Raw genomic sequence first — 19,232 nt, forward strand, 5'->3', positions numbered from 1 at the left:
CGATAGCGATCCGAACCATATATGCCTGCCATATGGCATCGGACCTCTTCACATTCATCTGCGAATACGAGGGCGGGACATACGTCTCCCAAGTCCTTGCCATCGATCACGAAAAAGCACTGGTCGAATGGGCCACCCTGCTGCGCAAAGAACAGCCGATCGAGGGGGCATCGGATCACATCGCACAAGCCGCCTGCGATGAGTTGTACAGCCATATTGTGCCCCTGACTGGACTAACAGGTGTTTGGTGCTGGAGCGCAACGGTCATGGATGACCTTGCTCTGGTCAACATCGTCCGTTCAGCGCAACCGTCATAACCGATAGTCCGCTTCAAGCGCCAATTTGTCTACGCCGCCTAATGTCCCATGCTTTTGAGGCCATTGCTGTGCACTCACTGCTGAACCCCAGTGGAGTGGGGTAGACAACGCGCGGAAATGTCAAATTAGAAAGGAATGTGAGCCAGATCTACCTTTGAACGTCTAGGGACAACCTTGATTGTTACCGATTGGCTACCTTGAGCATTGCATTGCGATATTCTGCCGCTCTGGAAAGTCTGCCTGGTTGGCGCGGATGAGCTTTTCCATCGCGATGCCGGCCTGGTCGACCATGCCTGCTGCAACGGCATCGAACAGTTCCCAATGCTCGGCAATCGTATCCCGTGGCTTCGAGCCGCTGTTGCCCTGGAATTCGGTGTACCAAAGCACAAAAGTACCAAGGCTGTTGCCGAGGTTGACCAGCGGCGGATTACCAGTCGCCTGCACGATGATGCTGTAGAACCGACGGTTTGCCGCCTGGCCTTCGTCGGTGGCGAGCGTATGGCGTTCCATCGTCTGGAGCGATTTGCGCATATCGGCGATATGGTCGAGCGTGCGGCGCATCGCGGCCAGGCGCGCCATCGCCGGCTCGATGATCAGGCGCATTTCGAACAGCCCATCCAGCACCGATTCGGAGGCGCCGCCTTCAAACATCCAGGCCATCACGTCGGGATCGAGCATGGCCCAACGCGTGATCGGCAAGACGATCGTTCCCGTGCGTTGGCGGGATTCCACCAAACCCTTGGCGGTGAGAATACGGATCGCCTCGCGATAAGCGCTGCGCGAGACGCTCAACTGCTCGCTCGATTCGATTTCAGTGCTGAGGATATCGCCGGGCTGGTGCCGGCCGGTGACGATCGCGACTCCCAAATCATGGGCTATGCTTTTGTGAAGGCTTGATTTTTTCTTTCGGCCGCCACCTTTCGCCGAAGGACTCGCAGGATGGGCTGCAGCAGTCATATCTTGTTCTTCCAATTTGCGGGGCAGATCATGGAGCCCGACAGCATCGCAATATCAGCAGGCGCGGGTTAGCGGAACCTCATCACGGACGGTCATTACCCTGACAATTCATGCTGCCCTCAACCGTGCAATGCATAGTCACCAAAAGTGCCCCGATGGCAAGCCGTTGAGCGGGCAATTCGATGATTTATAATGCACTGAATCAGAAGGAATTGCACGTTTAGCCTTGGCAGATATCAGGCGATGGCGTGCACCCATGTTCCTTGCAATCGATGTCATTTTATCGCTCGATTGGCTGATATCCGGGAAAAGCTAAATCGAATCGGCTTGAAAAAGCAGACATTATATGGTTAGTCCGCTGCAGCAGGCGCACGAATGCGTCACAATTGGAGCTGGAAATCGCCAGCCCAGGCCGGGAGAGACATCTGATGACCGCTGAAGTATCGCGCCGGAGCATGATTGCAGGCACAGTGGGCGTCGCGGGAATGCTGCCAACCCTGGCTAACGCCGCCACCGAAGTTGTCAAAACCCAGACGAGCGCAAACGGCTTCTTGATCCCGCCTGATGCGCGGCCGCCAAGTTTTGAATTTGCCTTTCAGATCCGGATCGAACTGGGCGAGCGGCTGCGCTATGGGCCGACGTACTGGGGCTTTGATCGTGGCTACGTCGGCGTTCTTGGGGGCACGGTGACGGGGCCGCGTTTTTCCGGAAAAGTCATTCCGCACAGCGGTGGCGATTGGCCGACCATCCGGCCCGACAACAGCGTGCGTTTTGATGCGCGCTACCTGCTCCAGGCAGATGACGGCACTATCGTTGCGCTTCACAACACCGGAATCCGCCACGCCGACAAGGCTGTGCTGGATCGCATGCAGCGGTACGAACACGTCGATCCGTCGGAGTATTACATGGGGCTGACGCCTCGCTTCGAAGCGCCCGAGGGGCCCCATGAATGGCTCAGCCAGACTATCTTCGTGGGCAAGGCGGATCGCGACAAATCGCACTCCATCTTCACCTATTGGGCACTGGTGTGACAGGGCATCGCGTCGGCGCCCGCTCGGTGAGCCGTTCGGAAGCCTGACGCCCATTGGGTTGCTGTAAATTCAATTGTCCGGTTTTTTATAGATGTTCGGCGATTTGCCGATATCCAAATCTCAGAAAGACCGGGCAGGGCCGCCATTCTCGATATTTTCAAGCAACGGATGGCGGGCCGCAAGCCCGATCTAGGAGAGACACGTGCACGACGAACGCACCCTGCCGGTCAGCGAAAAGCCTTGGGTGGCCAGCGATCACGACGCCTATCCCGATACTGTCCATTTTCGCGGCCTTAACACCCCGGTTGGCATCGAGGCCTCGGTGCCCGGCCTTACTGTGGAAGGGACGCTACCGTCCGGTTTGGAAGGATCGTTTTTCCGGGCCGTGCCAGACCCGGCCCATCCACCGATGTTTGCCGACGACAACATCCTGTCGGGCGATGGCATGATTTCCCGCTTTCGCTTCAGGAAAGGTGCGGTGGATTTCGACATCCGCTACGTCCAGACCGCGCGCTATCTCGCTGAGCAACACGCTGGCCGGGCCTTGTTCGGCGGCTATCGCAATCCGTTCACCGATCACCCCTCGGTGGCCGAAACCGATCGTACCGTCGCGAATACGACGCCGCTGTGGCACGCCGGGCGCCTGTTCATGACCAAGGAGGATGGTCTCCCCTATGAGATCGATCCGGACACGCTGGCCACCAAGGGGGCATGCGATTTCGACGGGGCGTTGCGTTCGCAAACCGTAACGGCGCACTCTCGCGTCGATCCCGAGACCGGCGAATTGTTCCTGTTCGGTTATGAAGCCGATGGCGCCTGCTCGCGCGACGTTTCCTATGCGGTGCTTGACCCGCGCGGGCATCTGATGCGCGAGCAGTGGTTCAAGCAGCCTTATCACGGCATGATCCATGATTTTGCCATCACGCGCAGCCGCGCGATCTTCCCGTTCTTCCCCACTACGACCGATCTCGACCGCTTGCGGGCAGGGGGGCCGAAATGGGCGCACGACCAGAACCTGGAATGCTGCGTGGGGATCATGGGCCGAGACGGCGACGTGGCGGGAATGCGGTGGTTCAAGGGTGCCAAGGGCGCTTCGGCCTTTCACATCATGAATGCCTTCGACGAGGGCGATGTGGTGCACCTGGATCTGTTCGTTTCGGAAACCAATGCGTTTGGCTTTATGCGCGAGGCGGGTGGTATCCATATCGATCAACGCGCCATTCGCGGGGGATTTGAACGCTGGACGTTCGACCTGGCTGGCGAGGGCGAACATTTCACGGTGACGCCGCTCGGGCCGCCCGGAGACATGCCGCGGATTCGCGATGCGGATTGTGGGCGCGACTACCAGACCGGCTGGTATCTCTCGATGAACCCGCAGGGGGGGCCGCCGCTGCCGGGTGGGCCAGTGGGCGCTGCCTTCAATTGCCTGATCCGCATCACGCTGCCGCATGGCGAGATCGACATGCTGGCGCTGCCGCCGGGCCATGCGGTCAGCGAGCCCGTTCACGTTCCGGCGACAGAGCCCAACGGCAGTGAATGGCTGTTGTGCATTGTCGACAAGGCCAATGGCGACGCGGGTTTTCAATCCGAACTGTGGGTGCTCGATGCCGATCGGCCCAGCCGCGGCCCGATCGCCAGGGTGCATGTCCCGCTTCCGTTGCGGGCGCAAGTTCATGGGTGCTGGGTTCCTGCCACTGTCCAAAGCCAAGCCAGTCAAATGACGCGATAACGACCATCGCGTTTTTGTGCCCAAAGATTCAATCGATTGCACGTTTAACGGCAAACAAGGCGGCCAGAACCCGCCATTATTAGGAGGGGAGTTATCATGACCGATAGAATTAACGCTTCGACGTTGCGCAAGACCTGGCTGCTGAAGTCTGCGGCGCTTACCACATTTGCCACTGTGCTTGCTTTCCCGGGCAGCACTTGGGCCCAAACCGCGCAGAGCCCGGCTGAAGAACCGCAAGGCGCTGCGCAAAACACCGCCACCACCGAAGGGGCGATCGGCGAAATCGTCGTTACCGCGCAGTTCCGCGCGCAAAGCGTCCAGCGCACGCCGCTGGCGATCACGGCCCTTTCGGCCGAGACGATGTCGGCACAGGGCCTGACGAACGTGAGCGACATTGCGGCGCAGGCGCCCAACGTTGTCTTGCAGCCGGCGCAAGCGGGTGCTGGCCCGTCGGTACAATCGTTTATCCGCGGCGTAGGCCAGGTCGATTCCAACCCGGCGGTGTCGCCCGGCGTGGGCACCTATATCGACGACGTCTATTACGGTTCGATCGCCGGGGCGAACTTCGATCTTGTCGACCTTGACCGCGTCGAGGTGTTGCGCGGGCCTCAGGGGACGCTGGCGGGGCAGAACTCCATCGGTGGTTCGGTCAAACTCTATTCCAAGAAGCCGACCGGTGATGGCAGCGGCTATGTTGCGCTGTCCTATGGCCGGTTCAACAATGTCCGGGTCAATGCTGCGGCGGATATCCCGCTGGTCCGCGATCGTCTGTTCATGCGCATCACCGGGGTTTCCGACAGCAAGGATGGCTATGTCACGCGCTATGACTTTGCCTGCACCCATCCCGGCACGGCGGTCCCCTCGTTCGGATCTTCGGGCGATTGCAAGCTGGGCACGCTGGGCGGCAAGTCGGTAACGGCAGGCCGCGTGCAGCTGCGCTGGGTTCCCACCGACACGCTCGAGGTCAATCTGGCCGGCGACTACATCAACGACAATTCGGAAGGCACGCCGCAAACGCTGCTCTATGCGAAGAACCCGGGGCAAACGCCCAAAACGAGCATCAACGGCGTAAGCCTTGGCACCGCCAGCGGCGCATCACAGTTCATCAGCTATTCGCCCTATGGTGCCTATGCCACCGATCCGTACAGCAAGAGCGCCTATGTAAGCTACGCGACGTATTGCGATCCGTCGCCCAGCGACAAGACCGCGGCCTATTGCGTCCAGCCACGTTCGGCCACGCATGGCGGCGGTGGTTCGCTCACCATCGACTACAAGATCGGCGATCATGTCTCGCTCAAGTCGATCACGGCCTATCGCCGTCAGCGCATGGACTATGTCGATGACAGCGACACCACCCCGATCGGCGGCGCATTGTTGACCAATGCCTTGACCTATCGCGAATTTACCCAGGAACTCCGTCTCAATGCCGGCTTGTTCGACAACCGCGTCAACCTGACGCTGGGCGGGTTCTACATGAACGAGAAGACCAAGCTGGATTCGCGCATCGATATCCCACCCTTCGATTTCCTGGGGCGTGATCGCGTGCCCGCCACCACTTACGCTGCGTTCGGCAACATCGACTGGAAAGCGACCGACAAACTGCAGCTGATCGGTGGCCTGCGCTATTCCAAGCAGGAAAAGACTTTCAACTTCGGGCGCCTTGGCGTGCCGGGGTCGGTCGCTGGCTTCCATCCCGATGGCCCGCCCTATTTCCCGTGCCCGCAGGCAGGCGGAACCGTGGTCAACGTGGCAGTCTGCCCGGTGAACGGCCTGTCGGGCACGTTCAAGGGAGACAACGTCGATTATCGCGTGGCCGCGCAGTATCAGTGGACGCCGACGTTCATGACTTATGCTTCGGTCGCAACCGGCTTCAAAGGTGGCGGGGTCAATCCCCGGCCGTACAACCTCTATCAGGTTATCCCGTTCGATCCCGAACGGCTGACCTCGTATGAAATTGGCTTCAAGAGCGACCTGTTCGATCGCCGCCTGCGCGTCAACGCCAGCCTGTTCTACGGCAACTATACCAACCTGCAGCTGCCGGTCAGTTCTTGCCCGGCCAATCCGGCCTATCCCGACGTTCCGTTGGCCAGCTATGCCCAGCCATGCAGCGCCCTGCTCAACGCCGGCAAGGCCCGGACCCAGGGTGGCGAACTCGAAGTGACCGCCCGCCCGATCGACAAGCTCACGCTGCAAGGAACGCTCGGCTATCTCGACATCGGGTTCAAGTCGCTGCAGGCTGCGGCCATCAGCGCGGGGACGACGCTCAATTCGCAGTTCCCGCTGGCATCGAAATGGAAGGCTAGCGCAAGCGCCCAATATCGGATCGACACGGAATCTGCCGGAGCGATCACGCCGCGCCTCGACATGACGTACCAGTCGAGTTTCTATACCTCGATCCCCAACACCACCTTCAACAAGGTGCCGGGCTACACCCTGCTCAACGCCTCGCTCGCGTGGGAAGCGCCCGACGGCAAGTGGATGGTGATCGGTAACCTGATGAACCTTACCAACAAGCTGTACTATTATGCGCTGCTCGATGCGCGTGCCGTCAATGGCCTGGTGACCGGCTTCCCGGCCGCACCGCGCCAATGGCGCATCACGGTCAAGCGCTCGTTCTGATCGATCGGATCGGGAGCTTCTCCATCTGGTAGAAGCTCCCGATCTCCTTTCCTGCATCTTCCTGTTTGGATACTCCGATGGCCCTGTCTTCCCTGCTCTTCCTGGCTGCGGCCGCCAGCGCGCCTGCCGCAGTGCCGCCTGGCGTTACGGCCACCCCGCCCGCCGCACCTGTGGTGGTCCTCGCGGCCAAGGATCAGCGGGCTCTGCTCGCCAGTGCCGATCGCAAGCTGGCGGCGAACAAACGCCTGGTGTTTGATATGTATCGGATCGTGCTGCAGGCCGGAGACACCGACCGTGCGCATGAATTCATCGCCACGGACTACATCCAGCATAATCCGAATGCCGCGCAGGGGCTTGCCGGGCTCATCGCCTATGTCAAGGCGACCCGGCCAGTACGGCCGGTGCTCGATCATCTCGAAATCCCGATGATACATATCATAGCAGAGGGCGATTATGTGATGATCGCATTCGCACGGCCAGAAACCGACGCGGCCGGGCAGCGCTATGTCACCACTTGGTTCGATCTGTTCCGCATTGCGCATGGCCGGATCGCCGAACACTGGGACCCGATGCTCCGCAGCGATCGCAAGATCGATCCCAACAAGCAGAAGCTGCCCTGAGCAGCGTATGCGGCATCAGGCGGAGCCAAACCGCCCGATGCCGCCCACTTGGCGCTTAAAAGCCCTTGCGCTGCACAGTCCACGCCGGATCGACGCAGAGGCGGCACATCGGGCCCGTGAACGTTCGCCCAGCCGCTGCATTGCCATCGAGTTGCCAATCCAGCCAGTCGAGTGCCACCTGCGCAACGCGCCCGCCATATGGCTCGTCCATGCTGCCGCGATGGCCGAGCTGGATATTGACCATAGCCACCGGCACACGGCTGATCCGGCGGAAATCGTCCATCCCGTTATCGTAGGCAATGTCGCCCGGGCCGCCCATGATATAGAGGACCGGGGTATGCAGGCGCTCCAGCGCTTGCTTGGGTGTCGTCAGCCCGGGAATGAACGGCGTCCCATCCGGAAAAATGCCGCTGTTGTGGATGATGACGGCATGGACGCGCGGATCGGACGCGGCATCCAGCGCTTGTACGCCGCCACAACTGTGCCCGGAAACTGCAACGCGGCGCGGATCGATCCTTCCATAGAAATCACTTCCCGGCCGGGCGTTTTCGGCAAGAATCCAATCGAGGCCCTTGAGGATATCCGCCGGCATCGTCGCCACCGGGCGCAACGCGTGATCAGGCATGATCCCGCGCAGCGCAGCAGGTGCGTCTGGCCCGGTCAACGCGGTGCCGGGCGCAATGGCGACATAACCATGCGAGGCAATTTCAAGCAGGTGGAGCCGCGCGCTGGCCGCATCGGCCGAGCATCCGCTGTTGCCCCACAGCAGGACGCCCAGCTTGCCCCCATCCTTCGGGAGCGAAGCCGGGCGATAGACAAGGTGGTTGGGGAGCGTGGCGCGGTTTTCTACGATCGCGGCCATCGGGCCAGTACCCGGCAGGTCTGGCAACGCGAAATAGCCCGCATAGCGCGCCAGTTCGATCGGCGAGGGACCGCCGGCTGGCGCTGGTGGCGTCTGGGCACTGCTGGAGAGCGGCATGGCAGCCACGGCGCCCGCAATCAGTGCACGGGACCAACACCGGGTTCGCTTTGTTTCGGTCATCGCTGTTGTCCTGCCTGATTGCCTTGCTGGCTTTGATGCGCTGGTCATGGGCGGATCCAGGGCCCGGGGGGCCTTGGCTCGAAGCGATCGAGTTGCTGCGAACCGAACGGCAGCATGGTTTCGCGATCGGCACGATACGGATCGGACAAGACACGGATGGTCTTGCCGATCACCATCGTCGATCGCGTCGCAACGTCAAAACGCGGCCATGACGGCAGTCGCGGCCCATGGGGCACGCCCGTGTGGGCAAAACCTGCCCAAGTGCCTGACATCGTGTCGACCAGCCGCAGCGCCTCTGCCGATGGCGTGACATAGCGCCAGGCCGGCAGCGTGCCGAAGATGAACGGAACTTCGGCCACATGCGGGGTCACGTCATGAAATGCGCCGACGGTCATGGGATAGTCGAACGCGTAGAGGTAGGCGGGCGCTCCGCCTTGCGCCGCCTTGTGCTCGGCAAGCAGAATCGCATCGAGCAGATAGCTGCGATCGGTGGTCAGCCGCGCGAACAAGCGGCCATTGTCGAGCGCGGGATAGCGCGCTCGATAGGCTTGAATAACCGCCTCGGCATGGCTGGACGGCAGAAATGGTTCCAGCTGCCGCCGCAACTCCGCTTCGCCAAGCGTGGCATAGGCAGGGTCGGCGCCAAGGAACAGCGCTGTTTCATCGCGCGCCGTTCCGACGATGAGTGGCACATGGGCACTGGGGGCCAAGCCGCCAGGATCGACGGGCTGCCGGGGCAGTACCACGCCATCCACGTTGGGCCGGAACTGCCCCATGGCGTTGCGCACGGTGATGCCCGCTGCGGTGACCGTCGCCACGGGAATATCGGCAAGTTTGCTCACTTCACCGGCATTCAGCCCAAGCGTGTGCAACAGGCGATCGGCCCGCTCGAACGAAAGGTCGGCATCATCCATGCGCAGCGCTGGCCCGCTTTCCGACGCACAGCGATGGAACAGGCCCGCCGCGCCCGGCACCGCCAGCATCACGCTGGCCTTGCGCCCTCCGCCCGATTGGCCGAAAATCATCACGCGGTCAGGATCGCCGCCGAATGCCTCGGCATTGTGTCGCACCCATTGCAGGGCGAGGACGATGTCGAGCAGCCCGGCATTCCCCGAAGCGGCGTACTTCTCGCCCCCGGCGTGGGCGAGATTGAGGTAGCCAAAGACATTCAGGCGATGGTTGATAGTGACGACGACAATGTCCTGCGTGCGGGCGAGGAACGCCCCATCGGTGAGCGGATCGAAGCCCATGCCGGCTTCCCATCCGCCGCCGTGCAGCCATACCATGACCGGCTTGCGCCCCTTGAGCGCGCCGGTCCACACGTTGAGCGACAGGCAGTCTTCCGAAGCCTCTGGGGTTGAGCCGTCATGGCCCTTTTGTGGGCAACGCGGGCCGATCTCAATGGCCGGGCGGATGCCGCTCCACGGTCGACGCAGGCGGGCAGGGAGGAACCGGGCCGCTCCTCCGGTTGGCTCGCCATAGGGAACGCCGAGGAAACGGTGCACCCCGTCAGCCAGCACGCCCGCAACCCGGCCAGCGGTCGTCCGCGCCACCGATGTTGCCGCCGCACCATGCGCAGGGCGATCAAACGCCATGAGCGCGGCACAGCCAAGCGTCGCGCCCATCGCGCTGCGGCGGTCAAACAGCATGGCGTATTTCCTTTCGCTTCGCCGGCTTGCCAGCTGGCGTATCGGCCGGGTCGCGCCCGATCATCATTTCAGGTTCTTGCGGGCGATATGCCAGCGGGTGTCGCGGCACAGCCCGCAATCCGGCCCCGAAAACAGCGATGCAGCGGCGCGATCACCCTTGAGGCGCCATTGCAGCCAGTTGACAACCACGCTGCCAAACGTGCCGCCGCCCGGCTCAAAGTAGGTTCCGCCATGGCCGACCCCGTCCGGATAGGCCCAGACCGCTGGAATGGAGGTGATGCGCTCGAAATCGTCACGGCTGTTTTCGTGCGCGCCATCTGACGCGTCACCGCCGATATAGAGCACCGAGCCGTGCAGCTTGGCCAGGCTCGCCTTGGTCACCGGCGCGCCGGGCAAGCCACCCGTGCCCTTGTTCCAGACCCCACTGTTCATGACCAGCGTGGTCTTGATCCGTGGATCGGCGGCGGCCGCGATAGCCTGGAGTCCTCCGCACGAGTGACCCATCACGGCCACGGCAGCGGTATTCACCTTGGCGAACAGCGCGCTTTTGCGATCGCGGTTCTGCGCTGTCGCCCAATCGAGCGCGTCGGTCAGCTGGGTATAGTTCGACAGGGCCGGGGCGGTCATGCTCACTGGCGGCGGGGGCATGCCCTCTTCCGAGCCACCCTCGATCGTGGCGGGCCCAATCCCACCGATCGAGATCACCAGATACCCGTGCGAGGCGATCTCGGTCAGAAACGTCCGGTAGCGGTTGCCATAGGCCATGCATCCGCCGTTGGCCCACAGCACGACCGGCAGCTTCGATTGAGTGGCGAGATGGGCCGGCGCGAATACCGTGTAGCCGGGAAACGATGCCGCCTGCTCCATCACGGCTGGAAAGCGGCCGCTACCGGCCGGCGCGCGCGCATCCACCCGCGCCAGGTCGGGCTGGGCCGGCGCTGCCGCCATGGACAGCACGGCGCAGATCGCCGCTATGCCAGTTGAATATTTCTGCATCATCAGGGATCCTCTCGTGGCCTCGTCAGCCTTGCCGAAACCATAGCGAGAATCTTGCTGCAATCAATTGCATTTTCTACCATTTGATATAAATGGACTGGGAATAAGCGAGAGAGGATGCAGCGATGGACGGAGGCAACCGGCGGGCAGCAGGGTGGACGCGCCGCGCAATACTGCCTGCGCTTGGCCTAGCCGCGGGGGCCTGCGCAACCGGCCCGGCGCTGGGGCAGGTACTGCCCAGAGGATTGCAACTGCCACCGCTCCCGGCGTCATGGAATAGCGTGGAACGCGTGCCGCTGTGGCCAGGGGCAGTGCCGGGCACGGGGTTCCAGGCGCAGCCTTTGCCCGCTGGCTTTCCCGATATTCTGATCCGCAATGTCGCGCGCCCCGAAATCCGGGTCTTTCCGCCACCAGCAGGCGTGCCATCCAACGGCCTTAGCCTGCTTCTCCTTCCCGGCGGGGCCTACAGCTGGGTGTCGATCCTCAACGAGGGCATCGAGGTTGCCGCGCGGTTCGGCGCGATGGGCTATACCACGTTTGTGCTGGTCTATCGCTTGCCGGGCGAGGGGTGGGAGCAGCGCGCAGACGTTTCGCTCGCCGATGCGCGCCGCGCCGTCCAAGTTATCCGCCTTGACGCGGCGCGCCGCCAACTCAGGCCTGACGGCATCATGGCAGTGGGATTTTCGGCCGGTGGGCATCTCGCGGCTTCACTCGCTAGCGGCTATGGCAATCGGGTTTTTCCAGCGGTGGACGCGCTGGATGATTCCGATGCACGGCCTGCTGCCGTGGCGGCGATCTATCCGGTCATCAGTCTTTCCCCAGACCTCGGCCACCATGATTCGACCGCCAATCTGCTCGGCGCCAATCCGACGGCGGAGCAGATCGCGCGCCACTCCCCAGCCTTGCACGTGACCGCCGATACGCCGCCGATGTTCCTGGCGCATGCCCTGGATGACCCTGCGGTCAAACCGGAAAACACGCTGGTGATGATGCGTGCAATGACGGCAGCGCAGCGGCCTGTCGAGGTTCATATGTTCGAAAAGGGCGGCCACGCCTTTGGCGCGGGTCGGGCCAATCAACCCAATAAAGCCTGGCCGGATCTGTTCCATGCCTGGGCGCAGACGCAGCTTTCCTGAAAACCCGTTACACGATTGGAAATCGATCATGGCACTCGAGATCACGCGCCGGAATCTTGCGCAATGGGCCGGCAGTTTGGCCGTCAGTCAGTTGGTGCCTCCCATCGCCCGCGCGGCGGCCGGATCCGCAACTGGCGGCGCGCTCACCCCGGGCGATGCGCTGCGCTATGTAAATCCAGCCTTGCGCCCGTCGGCTGAAATGGTTGCCCGCATGAGTGCCGAACACGGCACGCCCAACGACAGCACCCTGGCTGAACTGCGCCGTCCGCACCCTGAATTCATGCCCAAGCGACTGCCCGATGTTGCGGTGGAAGAGCGCCTGATCCCCGTTCCAGGTGGCGCGCCAGCGGTAAAGGTGTTTGTCATCAACGCCCGCGCCGGCAGCAAGCGACCCGCCATCGTGCACATGCATGGCGGCGGGTATATCGCCGGCACAGCCGCCTTCGAGGTGGGCAAGCACCAAGCAGTGGCCAAGGAACTCGATTGTGTCATCGTTACGGTGGATTATCGCCTCGCCCCCGAAACCCGTTTCACCGGTTCGGTCGAGGACAACTACGCGGCGCTGAAATGGGTGCATGACAATGCAGCCACGCTCGGTGTCGATCCTAACCGCATCGCCATCATGGGCGAAAGTGCCGGCGGCGGCCATGCTGCGCGTCTGGCGATCACCGCGCGCGATCGCGGCGAGGTGCCCGTACTGTTGCAGGTGCTGATCTATCCGATGCTGGACGATCGCACCGGCAGCACTGTTATTCCGCCGTTTCCGCTCGGTTCGATTGGCTGGGATGCGCCCAGCAATCGCTATGGCTGGTCCTCGTTCTTGGGCATGCGGCCAGGCGGTGCAAACGTGCCGGCGGCAGGCGTTCCTGCTCGTGTCAAGGACCTGGGCGGACTGGCGCCGGCGTTCATTGGCGTTGGTGGCATCGACTTGTTCGTGTCTGAAGACGTTGCCTATGCGCGTCGGCTGATCGAGGCGAAGGTGCCATGCGAATTGCTGGTGATCGCTGGTGCCTATCACGGCTTTGATGTTGTCGCTGCCGATACGGCACCGGCACGCCAGTTCACCAAGGCCAAATTCGATGCCCTTCGCCGCGCGTTCGGCAATTCGGATGTTTAACGTGACGGGGGGTGGCGCTGTTCTCGCCGGCTCAATTGAGGTGGTGCCGGAAATCTGGACAGGGTGCCGGCCTAGTGGCGCAATCGCGCTTTTCTGCATGCTGGCCGATTATCTTGTGCCGCGAGCACGTGCACCAGATGAAAAGGCGGGCAGCCTGGCGCAAACCACGCTGCCCGCAGGACGTGAGGTTATCGCGCCGGCGCCCTGTTCGGCTTGAGGCTCCGGTGCGGCGTCCCCCAGGGTGTTCGCGTGGCGCTAGGCCTCGGCGCGTTCGGCGCGGATCATGCGATCGAGCATCTTGCGCACTTTCACCGGCGCGACGTCGTTGGACATCAGCACGGGGTTGAGCGAGAAGAACTCGGCATCGCCCATTTCCTGCTGCACTGCTTTAACCAGCGGACCATCCTCGTCTTCAAAGGCGGCATGCATGCCGGCGATCTTGGCTGCGTTGTAATCTGCATCCTCCACCACGTGATTGCGCCGCGTGGCGAAGAAGTAGTGGGTGGAGAAGGCATCGGCGGGCGTGCAGCTGTGCAGGTCATATTGGTCGAGCGCGTCGTCGAAGCGGTCACTGTCCTGCACCGCGGCAACGGTAAGCTGAATGTTGGCCGGCGCGCTCCAGGTGATGTCGAAAAACTGCCTGGCCTCGTCTTCGGGACGCGGCAGGAACGGGGCGAAGATCATCATCGCCGGCTGTTGCGACCATTCCCAGCGCGCGCTCACGTTCTTTTCGGTTTCGCGCAGTTGCGGCACGATCGGCGATAGCTTGCCGCGCGTGGTGATGATCTCGCCATGGACGTGGTCGATGTGGCTAAGGTCCATGACATTGTCGATGATCAGCTCGTAATTCACGGGCAGGTGCATGTAGGTATAGGCCACGGCATTTTCGTGGCCGATATCCAGCGGGGAATAATCGGGCAGCAGGGTGAGATCGGGTTCGGATGCGTCCATCCAGATCCACAGGAAGCCGTGGCGTTCGACCAGGGCAAAGGTATCGACCTGCGCTGCCTTGGGAATATGGCCAGTGCCATGGGGATTGTGGGTGCATTGCCCCTGCGCGTTGAAGCGCAGCGCGTGGTAGGGGCAGGCCACCTCGTCGCCATGGCGCGTACCCATGCTGAGCGGGGCAAAGCGGTGCGGGCAGCGATCGTGCAGCGCCACTGCGGTGCCATCGGCCTGGCGATAGATCAGCACTGATTTGCCCAGCAGCTTGCGATGGAACAGTTGCGCGCCGTCCACCTCGGTGGACAGGGCGGCGATGTACCAGGCCTTCATGAGGAAATGATCACGGGTTTTCATGGCAAGACCTCTCCAATCTAGATTTCGATGACAAGGCGCGGCGTGCGCGCGCGCGAACAGCAGGGCGTGAAGCAGTCGTTGGCAGCCTGTTCGGCCGCGGACAGGTACATGTCGCGATGGTCAGGAATGCCGGCGAGCACAGTGGTGAGGCAGGTGCCGCAAATGCCCTGTTCGCAGGACAGCGGCACTTCGATCCCCGCCTCGGCCAGCGCGGTTGCCGCGCTTTGGCCAGACGCAACGGGCACGATCTGCCCGGTTCCGGCGATCTCTATCTCGAAGGCATCGCCCGTATCCTGCACTTCCGGCGCGGAGAAATGCTCCACGTGCAGGCGTGCTTCGGGCCAACCGGCCGCCCGCGCCGCGCCGATCACAAAATCCATGAAGCCGGCCGGGCCGCAGGCATAAAGGTGTGCCTGCGGATCAGCCTCTGCCAGCACGCGCGCCATGTCCAGCCGCGTCTGCGGCACATCGTCGAAATGGTAATGCACGTGGTGGGGCGCGTGCGAGTGCGCGATGCGTTCGCGAAACGCGATGCGCGCGTGCGTTCTGGCGCAATAATGCAGGGCATAGGGCGTGCCGCTGCGCGCCAGATGATCGGCCATGGCGATGATCGGGGTGATCCCGATGCCGCCGGCAAACAGCAGCGCGGGCTCTCCTGGCACCAGGGCAAAGAGATTGCGCGGTGCGCTGATGTCCAGCATGTCGCCCACGTTTACCTGCTCGTGCACATGGCGCGATCCGCCACGCCCGGCGGTCTCGAGCAGGATGCCCAGTTCATAGACCGTTGTGTCGCCCACCTGGCCGCACAGCGAATATTGGCGGATCATGCCATTGGGCATTTTCAGGTCGATGTGCGCGCCCGGTTCGTATGGCGGCAGGCTGGCGCCGGGCAGCGGCGCGAGGACGAGGCCGACAATCCCCTCGGCTTCCTCGCGCCGCTCGGCGACCCGAACGGAAATCCATCCGTTCATGCAACGGTCTCCGCCACGTGGTCCGATGCTTCCTGCTCCAGCAGCTTGTCGAGCACCCACAGCATGCGGCCGGGGCCGGCATCGTGGACGATGTCGATTTGCGGGGCGTCGGGATATTGCAGTTGCCGCTCGCGCTGACCTTCCAGAATGCGCTTGTCTTCGAGAAAGGCATCGAGGTTGGTGGCATGCATCAGTTCGACGATGCCGGGAAACCAGGTGGCCTTGCTGGTGCCCCACGAGAAGTAATAGTCGATCGATCCATCGTCGCGCGGCGTGACCGCCTGGCTGGTAAACGTATCGAGCAGCAAGTCTCCGTTGCTCTCTCCCGACGTGGCATCGCCGGCAGACTTGATGCGGAAGCTCATGATGAATTTGCACGGCACGGTAAGCGTGACATGCACATCGATATCGAACCGGGCCGCCGGATCGAACAGGTGCTTGGCAAAGTTGGGCGCCGGTACGCCGCGCACGGTGTAGCGCGTCTCGATCCCGCGCGGCAGGTTCTTGTGGCGGGGGCGGATCAGGCTCCAGTCGTCAGACCCGCCAAAGGTTTCGCCATGCACCCAGGACACGTGGCTGAGATCGGCCAGGTTGGCGATTTCCTGCCGGTAATTGGTCTCGATGCGGATCGCGTTGGTCTTGAGCACCCAGTCGGGATCGGCCGGCCCCACCGCCTCGCAGATCAGCGCGGGGTCGGCCGTGGCGGGATCACCCAGCCAGACCCAGATCCAGCCGTCCTTTTCCACCGCCGCGAGCGTCGGCACATCAGCGCCAGGCGGGATCTTGTCCATGCCGGGCACCTGGCGGCAGCGGCCATCGGGGCCGAACAGCATGCCGTGGTACATGCAGCGCACGGCATCGCCTTCCTTGCGGCCCAGCGAGAGGGGGGCGGAACGGTGTGGACAGCGATCCTCCATCGCCACCAGCGCACCTTGCGGCGTGCGATAGAGCAGGATCGAGCGGCCCGCGATCTTGCGCACGACAAGATCGCGGCTGCCGAGCCCGACATCGGTGCCCCAGCCGGCGCAATACCAGCAGTTTTGCAGGAAGGTTTCAGTCTTGGTTGGCATGGTCAGAACTCCACGCCCAGCCGGGCATACCACTCGGTGGGACGGTTGTAGGTGCCGAAGATGAGGCCGGCGGCCTGGAGATTGCCGCTGACGATGTAGCGATCGTTGGTCAGGTTGGTGCCGCCCACCGTGGCGCTCCAGCGCTTGTCCGGGGCCCGATAGGTGAGGCTGGCGCTGAGCGAGTTCACGCCGGGGCGCTGGAGCAGGAGCGTGCGCTCGGTATCGTTCCACAGGCTGCTGGTGCGGGTATAGTCGAGCAGCGCGACAACCGAGCCGCCGTTGCCCAAGCGATATTCATAGCGCGGGCTGATGTTGAACTTCCAGTTCGGGGCCTTGGGCAGCGGGGCGCCGACAAAGACGCCGGCCTGGAGCGTGTTGGGGGCCACTACGGCGCCGGGCAGCACGCTGGTATACTTGGCCTGGGTGTAGCCGATCGAGCTGTTGATTGTGAGGCCGGCGACCGGGGCGAGCACGGCCTCCACCTCGAAACCCTTGATGCGGGCATCGCCGGCGTTCTGGATGGTGGGCGAAATGCCAAGCTGGAAATTGAGCTGAATATCGGAATACCGTGTGGTGAACACGGCAGCGTTGATCTGCAAATGGCGATCGAGCAGTTCGGACTTGATCCCGGCCTCGAACGTCTCGGCCTTTTCCGGGTTGAACGTGGGCGCATAGTTGAGCGGCGCGGAAAGTCGCGTGGTCCAACCCCCGGTCTTGTAGCCCTTGGACCACGAACCGTAGACCATCACATCGCGTGAGGGGTGCAACTGGATGCCCAGCTTGGGCGAGAAGTTGTTGAATTTCTGATGCTGGTCTTGCGAAACAAAGAAGCGCAGCGGCTGGTTGGGATCGGGGAACCCGAGCAGCGACGAACAGGGATTGCCATAGGTCGTGCAGCCGCTGACCTTGTAGAAAAATCCGTTGAGGTCGCTCTGGCCGCCGTTGAAGGTCTTCTTCTCGTTGGTATAGCGCCCGCCGACGGTGACCGAGACAAGCGGTGAGATTTCATAATCGACCTGCCCGAAGAAAGCATAGTTCTTGGTGTCGAGATAATTCGGGCCATCGATCTGGATCAGGCCTTGGTCGAACGTCACATAGTCGTTCATGTGGCTGCGTTCTTTGAAGTAATAGCCTCCCAGAACAAACTTGAGCTTGTTGTCGAGGGTCTGGCCAACCAGCTGCAACTCCTGGCTGAATTGCCAGTTCTTGAGGCCGAAAGAGAATTCCAGGATGTTGAGCGGCGAGCCATCGGCATCGAGGCCGGTTGCCCAGTCAAGATCACGATAACCCGTGATCGATTTCAGCGAGAGGCCATCGGCCAGTTCGTAATCGACGGTGGCGGAAAGCCCCCAGGCCTTCATCTTGGAAAAGTTGATGCCGGTGGCATAGCTGGTATCGATGCTGTTGGTAACGAAGCGGTCGTCATACGGTAGGCGGTTGTTGTTCGGATCGGCATCGACATTCACGCCGCCGATACCGCCGAGCATCTGCCCCGGATTGAGCGGCGTGCCGCGCGAACCGCACAGCGCGCTCAGCCCTGCTGCGGCCAGCCCCGCCTGCGGGGTGTTGATGCAGGTGTTGTAGAGAAAGGCCAGCGTCGAAGGCATGCTGGATGTCGTCTTGATCAGCTTGTTGGCCGTGCCTTGCTGGTTCTGCCGCATGTAATCGCCCGAGACGCGGATGGTCAGGCGGTCTGTCGGGCGCCACACCATCTTGCCGCGCAGCGACCATTCGCTTTGCCCGCCTTCCTGGGCGGAGCGATCGGTACCGTTGGCACGGAAAGCGGATTCCGGATCGGTGGCGTAGGTCGCCGCGCCAGGATAGGGAATGCGGTTGAGATAGCCATCGCGGTGGCGCGAGGCGCCGGTTATCGCGAAAGCAAGCGTGTCGGACACGGGCAAGTCGACACTCGCATTCATGTCGAGCCGATTGTAGCGGCCGGTGGTGATGTCGCCGCGAAACGACGTGGTGTTGCCCGGATCGCGCGTGACGATCGAGATCGCGCCGCCGATCGTGTTGCGGCCAAACAGCGTACCCTGCGGCCCCTTGAGCACTTCGATGCGCTGCACATCGGGCAGATCGAGATTGGCGCCCACGGTGCGGGCAAGATAGACGCCATCGAGATAGACGCCGACGCCTGGATCGAAGTTGGCGGCAAAGTCGCTTTGGCCGATGCCACGGACATAGGCTGACAGGACCGAGGACGAACCCGAGAACGGCGAGCCGGCATCGAGCGTCACGTTGGGCGAGATGTTCGAAAGGCTCGACACATCAGCCACGGCGCGCTCTTTCAGCGCATTGCCGGCAAAGGCTGAAATGGCGATGGGCACGTCCTGCACGTTCTGCGCACGCTTCTGCGCGGTGACGACGATTTCAGCGATGCCGGTATCGGCGGCAGGAGCATTCTGCGCGGTGGCAGCCGGTTCGGTGCCGGCTGTGGTTTGGCCCATGGCGGGAGTTGCCAACGCCGCAGACAGCATGGCGGTCCCGGTGAGCAAGGCTGCTTTGATCATTTCTACCCCTCCGTAATGGCCCCCGTTGTTTCGGAGTGCCGTTGCGCAGAGTGTAAGAGCAGGGAATGTGCCAGTTTAAATAAGGGCATGAAATAATTGGCATGATGCGCGAGATCGTTCGTGTAGCAGGAGAGCTGTTGCGCAAAATTGGCCATTCACTATGCTG

The 19,232-nt window shown here is 62.4% G+C and carries 15 protein-coding genes; 7 read left to right on the plus strand and 8 right to left on the minus strand.

Annotated features, from left to right (window positions below):
* Nucleotides 1-32 precede the first annotated feature (32 nt).
* Nucleotides 33-317: a hypothetical protein gene (locus SCA01S_RS14430; protein ID WP_062786745.1), complete on the plus strand. Its 285-nt coding sequence runs from the start codon at nt 33-35 to the stop codon at nt 315-317.
* Nucleotides 318-509: 192 nt separating this feature from the next.
* Here the strand turns inward: SCA01S_RS14430 and SCA01S_RS14435 are convergent, their stop codons facing one another.
* Nucleotides 510-1,289, minus strand: coding sequence for a FadR/GntR family transcriptional regulator (locus SCA01S_RS14435; protein ID WP_245652629.1), 780 nt, complete (start codon nt 1,287-1,289; stop codon nt 510-512).
* A 413-nt stretch (nt 1,290-1,702) separates the two neighbouring features.
* Here SCA01S_RS14435 and SCA01S_RS14440 point away from each other — a divergent pair, with 413 nt between their 5' ends.
* The 4 genes from SCA01S_RS14440 (at nt 1,703) to SCA01S_RS14455 (ending at nt 7,273) form a co-directional block, all read left to right on the plus strand.
* Nucleotides 1,703-2,305 (plus strand): DUF3237 family protein, encoded by a 603-nt coding sequence (locus tag SCA01S_RS14440; RefSeq protein WP_084391018.1) that lies wholly within the window; start codon nt 1,703-1,705, stop codon nt 2,303-2,305.
* A gap of 202 nt (nt 2,306-2,507) precedes the next feature.
* Nucleotides 2,508-4,034 carry a lignostilbene-alpha,beta-dioxygenase NOV2 gene (gene nov2 / locus SCA01S_RS14445; RefSeq protein WP_245652631.1) on the plus strand — a complete coding sequence of 509 codons (1,527 nt, stop codon included), beginning with the start codon at nt 2,508-2,510 and terminating at the stop codon, nt 4,032-4,034.
* Between the two features lie 96 nt (nt 4,035-4,130).
* A complete protein-coding gene (locus tag SCA01S_RS14450; RefSeq protein WP_084391019.1) occupies nt 4,131-6,653 on the plus strand; it encodes a TonB-dependent receptor in 2,523 nt (840 codons plus the stop codon).
* Between the two features lie 77 nt (nt 6,654-6,730).
* Nucleotides 6,731-7,273, plus strand: a complete 543-nt coding sequence (locus tag SCA01S_RS14455; protein ID WP_084391020.1) for a nuclear transport factor 2 family protein — start codon at nt 6,731-6,733, stop codon at nt 7,271-7,273.
* Nucleotides 7,274-7,328: 55 nt separating this feature from the next.
* Here the strand turns inward: SCA01S_RS14455 and SCA01S_RS14460 are convergent, their stop codons facing one another.
* The 3 genes from SCA01S_RS14460 to SCA01S_RS14470 all read right to left on the minus strand — a co-directional run bounded on the left by SCA01S_RS14460 (nt 7,329) and on the right by SCA01S_RS14470 (nt 10,960).
* Nucleotides 7,329-8,252: an alpha/beta hydrolase gene (locus tag SCA01S_RS14460; RefSeq protein WP_245652633.1), complete on the minus strand. Its 924-nt coding sequence runs from the start codon at nt 8,250-8,252 to the stop codon at nt 7,329-7,331.
* Nucleotides 8,253-8,359: 107 nt separating this feature from the next.
* A complete protein-coding gene (locus tag SCA01S_RS14465; protein ID WP_062786752.1) occupies nt 8,360-9,964 on the minus strand; it encodes a carboxylesterase/lipase family protein in 1,605 nt (534 codons plus the stop codon).
* A 63-nt stretch (nt 9,965-10,027) separates the two neighbouring features.
* On the minus strand, nt 10,028-10,960 hold the full coding sequence (locus SCA01S_RS14470) for a poly(ethylene terephthalate) hydrolase family protein (RefSeq protein ID WP_167542907.1): 933 nt from the start codon (nt 10,958-10,960) through the stop codon (nt 10,028-10,030).
* A gap of 281 nt (nt 10,961-11,241) precedes the next feature.
* On the opposite strand from SCA01S_RS14470, the gene SCA01S_RS14475 reads away from it, so the two are divergent.
* Complete coding sequence (locus SCA01S_RS14475) at nt 11,242-12,096, plus strand: alpha/beta hydrolase (RefSeq protein WP_158441970.1); 855 nt, start codon at nt 11,242-11,244, stop codon at nt 12,094-12,096.
* Nucleotides 12,097-12,190: 94 nt separating this feature from the next.
* Complete coding sequence (locus SCA01S_RS14480) at nt 12,191-13,213, plus strand: alpha/beta hydrolase (protein ID WP_245652639.1); 1,023 nt, start codon at nt 12,191-12,193, stop codon at nt 13,211-13,213.
* A gap of 255 nt (nt 13,214-13,468) precedes the next feature.
* Here the strand turns inward: SCA01S_RS14480 and SCA01S_RS14485 are convergent, their stop codons facing one another.
* Genes SCA01S_RS14485 through SCA01S_RS14500 form a run of 4 tightly spaced genes read right to left on the minus strand, consistent with a single transcriptional unit; the run spans nt 13,469 to nt 19,066 of the window.
* Nucleotides 13,469-14,512, minus strand: a complete 1,044-nt coding sequence (locus tag SCA01S_RS14485; protein ID WP_022676243.1) for a Rieske 2Fe-2S domain-containing protein — start codon at nt 14,510-14,512, stop codon at nt 13,469-13,471.
* Nucleotides 14,513-14,529: 17 nt separating this feature from the next.
* A complete protein-coding gene (locus SCA01S_RS14490) occupies nt 14,530-15,483 on the minus strand; it encodes a PDR/VanB family oxidoreductase (RefSeq protein ID WP_062786754.1) in 954 nt (317 codons plus the stop codon).
* On the minus strand, nt 15,480-16,553 hold the full coding sequence (locus SCA01S_RS14495; RefSeq protein ID WP_062786755.1) for a Rieske 2Fe-2S domain-containing protein: 1,074 nt from the start codon (nt 16,551-16,553) through the stop codon (nt 15,480-15,482). Before SCA01S_RS14495 ends, SCA01S_RS14490 begins: the two co-directional genes overlap by 4 nt.
* A 2-nt stretch (nt 16,554-16,555) precedes the next feature.
* Entirely contained in the window at nt 16,556-19,066 is a 2,511-nt protein-coding gene (locus tag SCA01S_RS14500; RefSeq protein WP_062786756.1) for a TonB-dependent receptor, read from the minus strand.
* Between the last annotated feature and the right edge of the window lie 166 nt (nt 19,067-19,232).

Origin of the sequence: Novosphingobium capsulatum NBRC 12533, from assembly GCF_001598375.1 — a bacterium.
GTDB lineage: Bacteria > Pseudomonadota > Alphaproteobacteria > Sphingomonadales > Sphingomonadaceae > Novosphingobium > Novosphingobium capsulatum.

Bases quoted from the DNA above. Each gene is read 5' to 3' on its own strand.
- SCA01S_RS14430 (WP_062786745.1), top strand. From the start codon at position 33: ATGGCATCGGACCTCTTCACATTCATCTGCGAATACGAGGGCGGGACA.
- SCA01S_RS14440 (WP_084391018.1), top strand. From the start codon at position 1,703: ATGACCGCTGAAGTATCGCGCCGGAGCATGATTGCAGGCACAGTGGGC.
- SCA01S_RS14450 (WP_084391019.1), top strand. From the start codon at position 4,131: ATGACCGATAGAATTAACGCTTCGACGTTGCGCAAGACCTGGCTGCTG.
- SCA01S_RS14455 (WP_084391020.1), top strand. From the start codon at position 6,731: ATGGCCCTGTCTTCCCTGCTCTTCCTGGCTGCGGCCGCCAGCGCGCCT.
- SCA01S_RS14460 (WP_245652633.1), bottom strand. From the start codon at position 8,252: ATGCCGCTCTCCAGCAGTGCCCAGACGCCACCAGCGCCAGCCGGCGGT.
- SCA01S_RS14465 (WP_062786752.1), bottom strand. From the start codon at position 9,964: ATGCTGTTTGACCGCCGCAGCGCGATGGGCGCGACGCTTGGCTGTGCC.
- SCA01S_RS14470 (WP_167542907.1), bottom strand. From the start codon at position 10,960: ATGCAGAAATATTCAACTGGCATAGCGGCGATCTGCGCCGTGCTGTCC.
- SCA01S_RS14485 (WP_022676243.1), bottom strand. From the start codon at position 14,512: ATGAAAACCCGTGATCATTTCCTCATGAAGGCCTGGTACATCGCCGCC.
- SCA01S_RS14490 (WP_062786754.1), bottom strand. From the start codon at position 15,483: ATGAACGGATGGATTTCCGTTCGGGTCGCCGAGCGGCGCGAGGAAGCC.
- SCA01S_RS14495 (WP_062786755.1), bottom strand. From the start codon at position 16,553: ATGCCAACCAAGACTGAAACCTTCCTGCAAAACTGCTGGTATTGCGCC.
- SCA01S_RS14500 (WP_062786756.1), bottom strand. From the start codon at position 19,066: ATGATCAAAGCAGCCTTGCTCACCGGGACCGCCATGCTGTCTGCGGCG.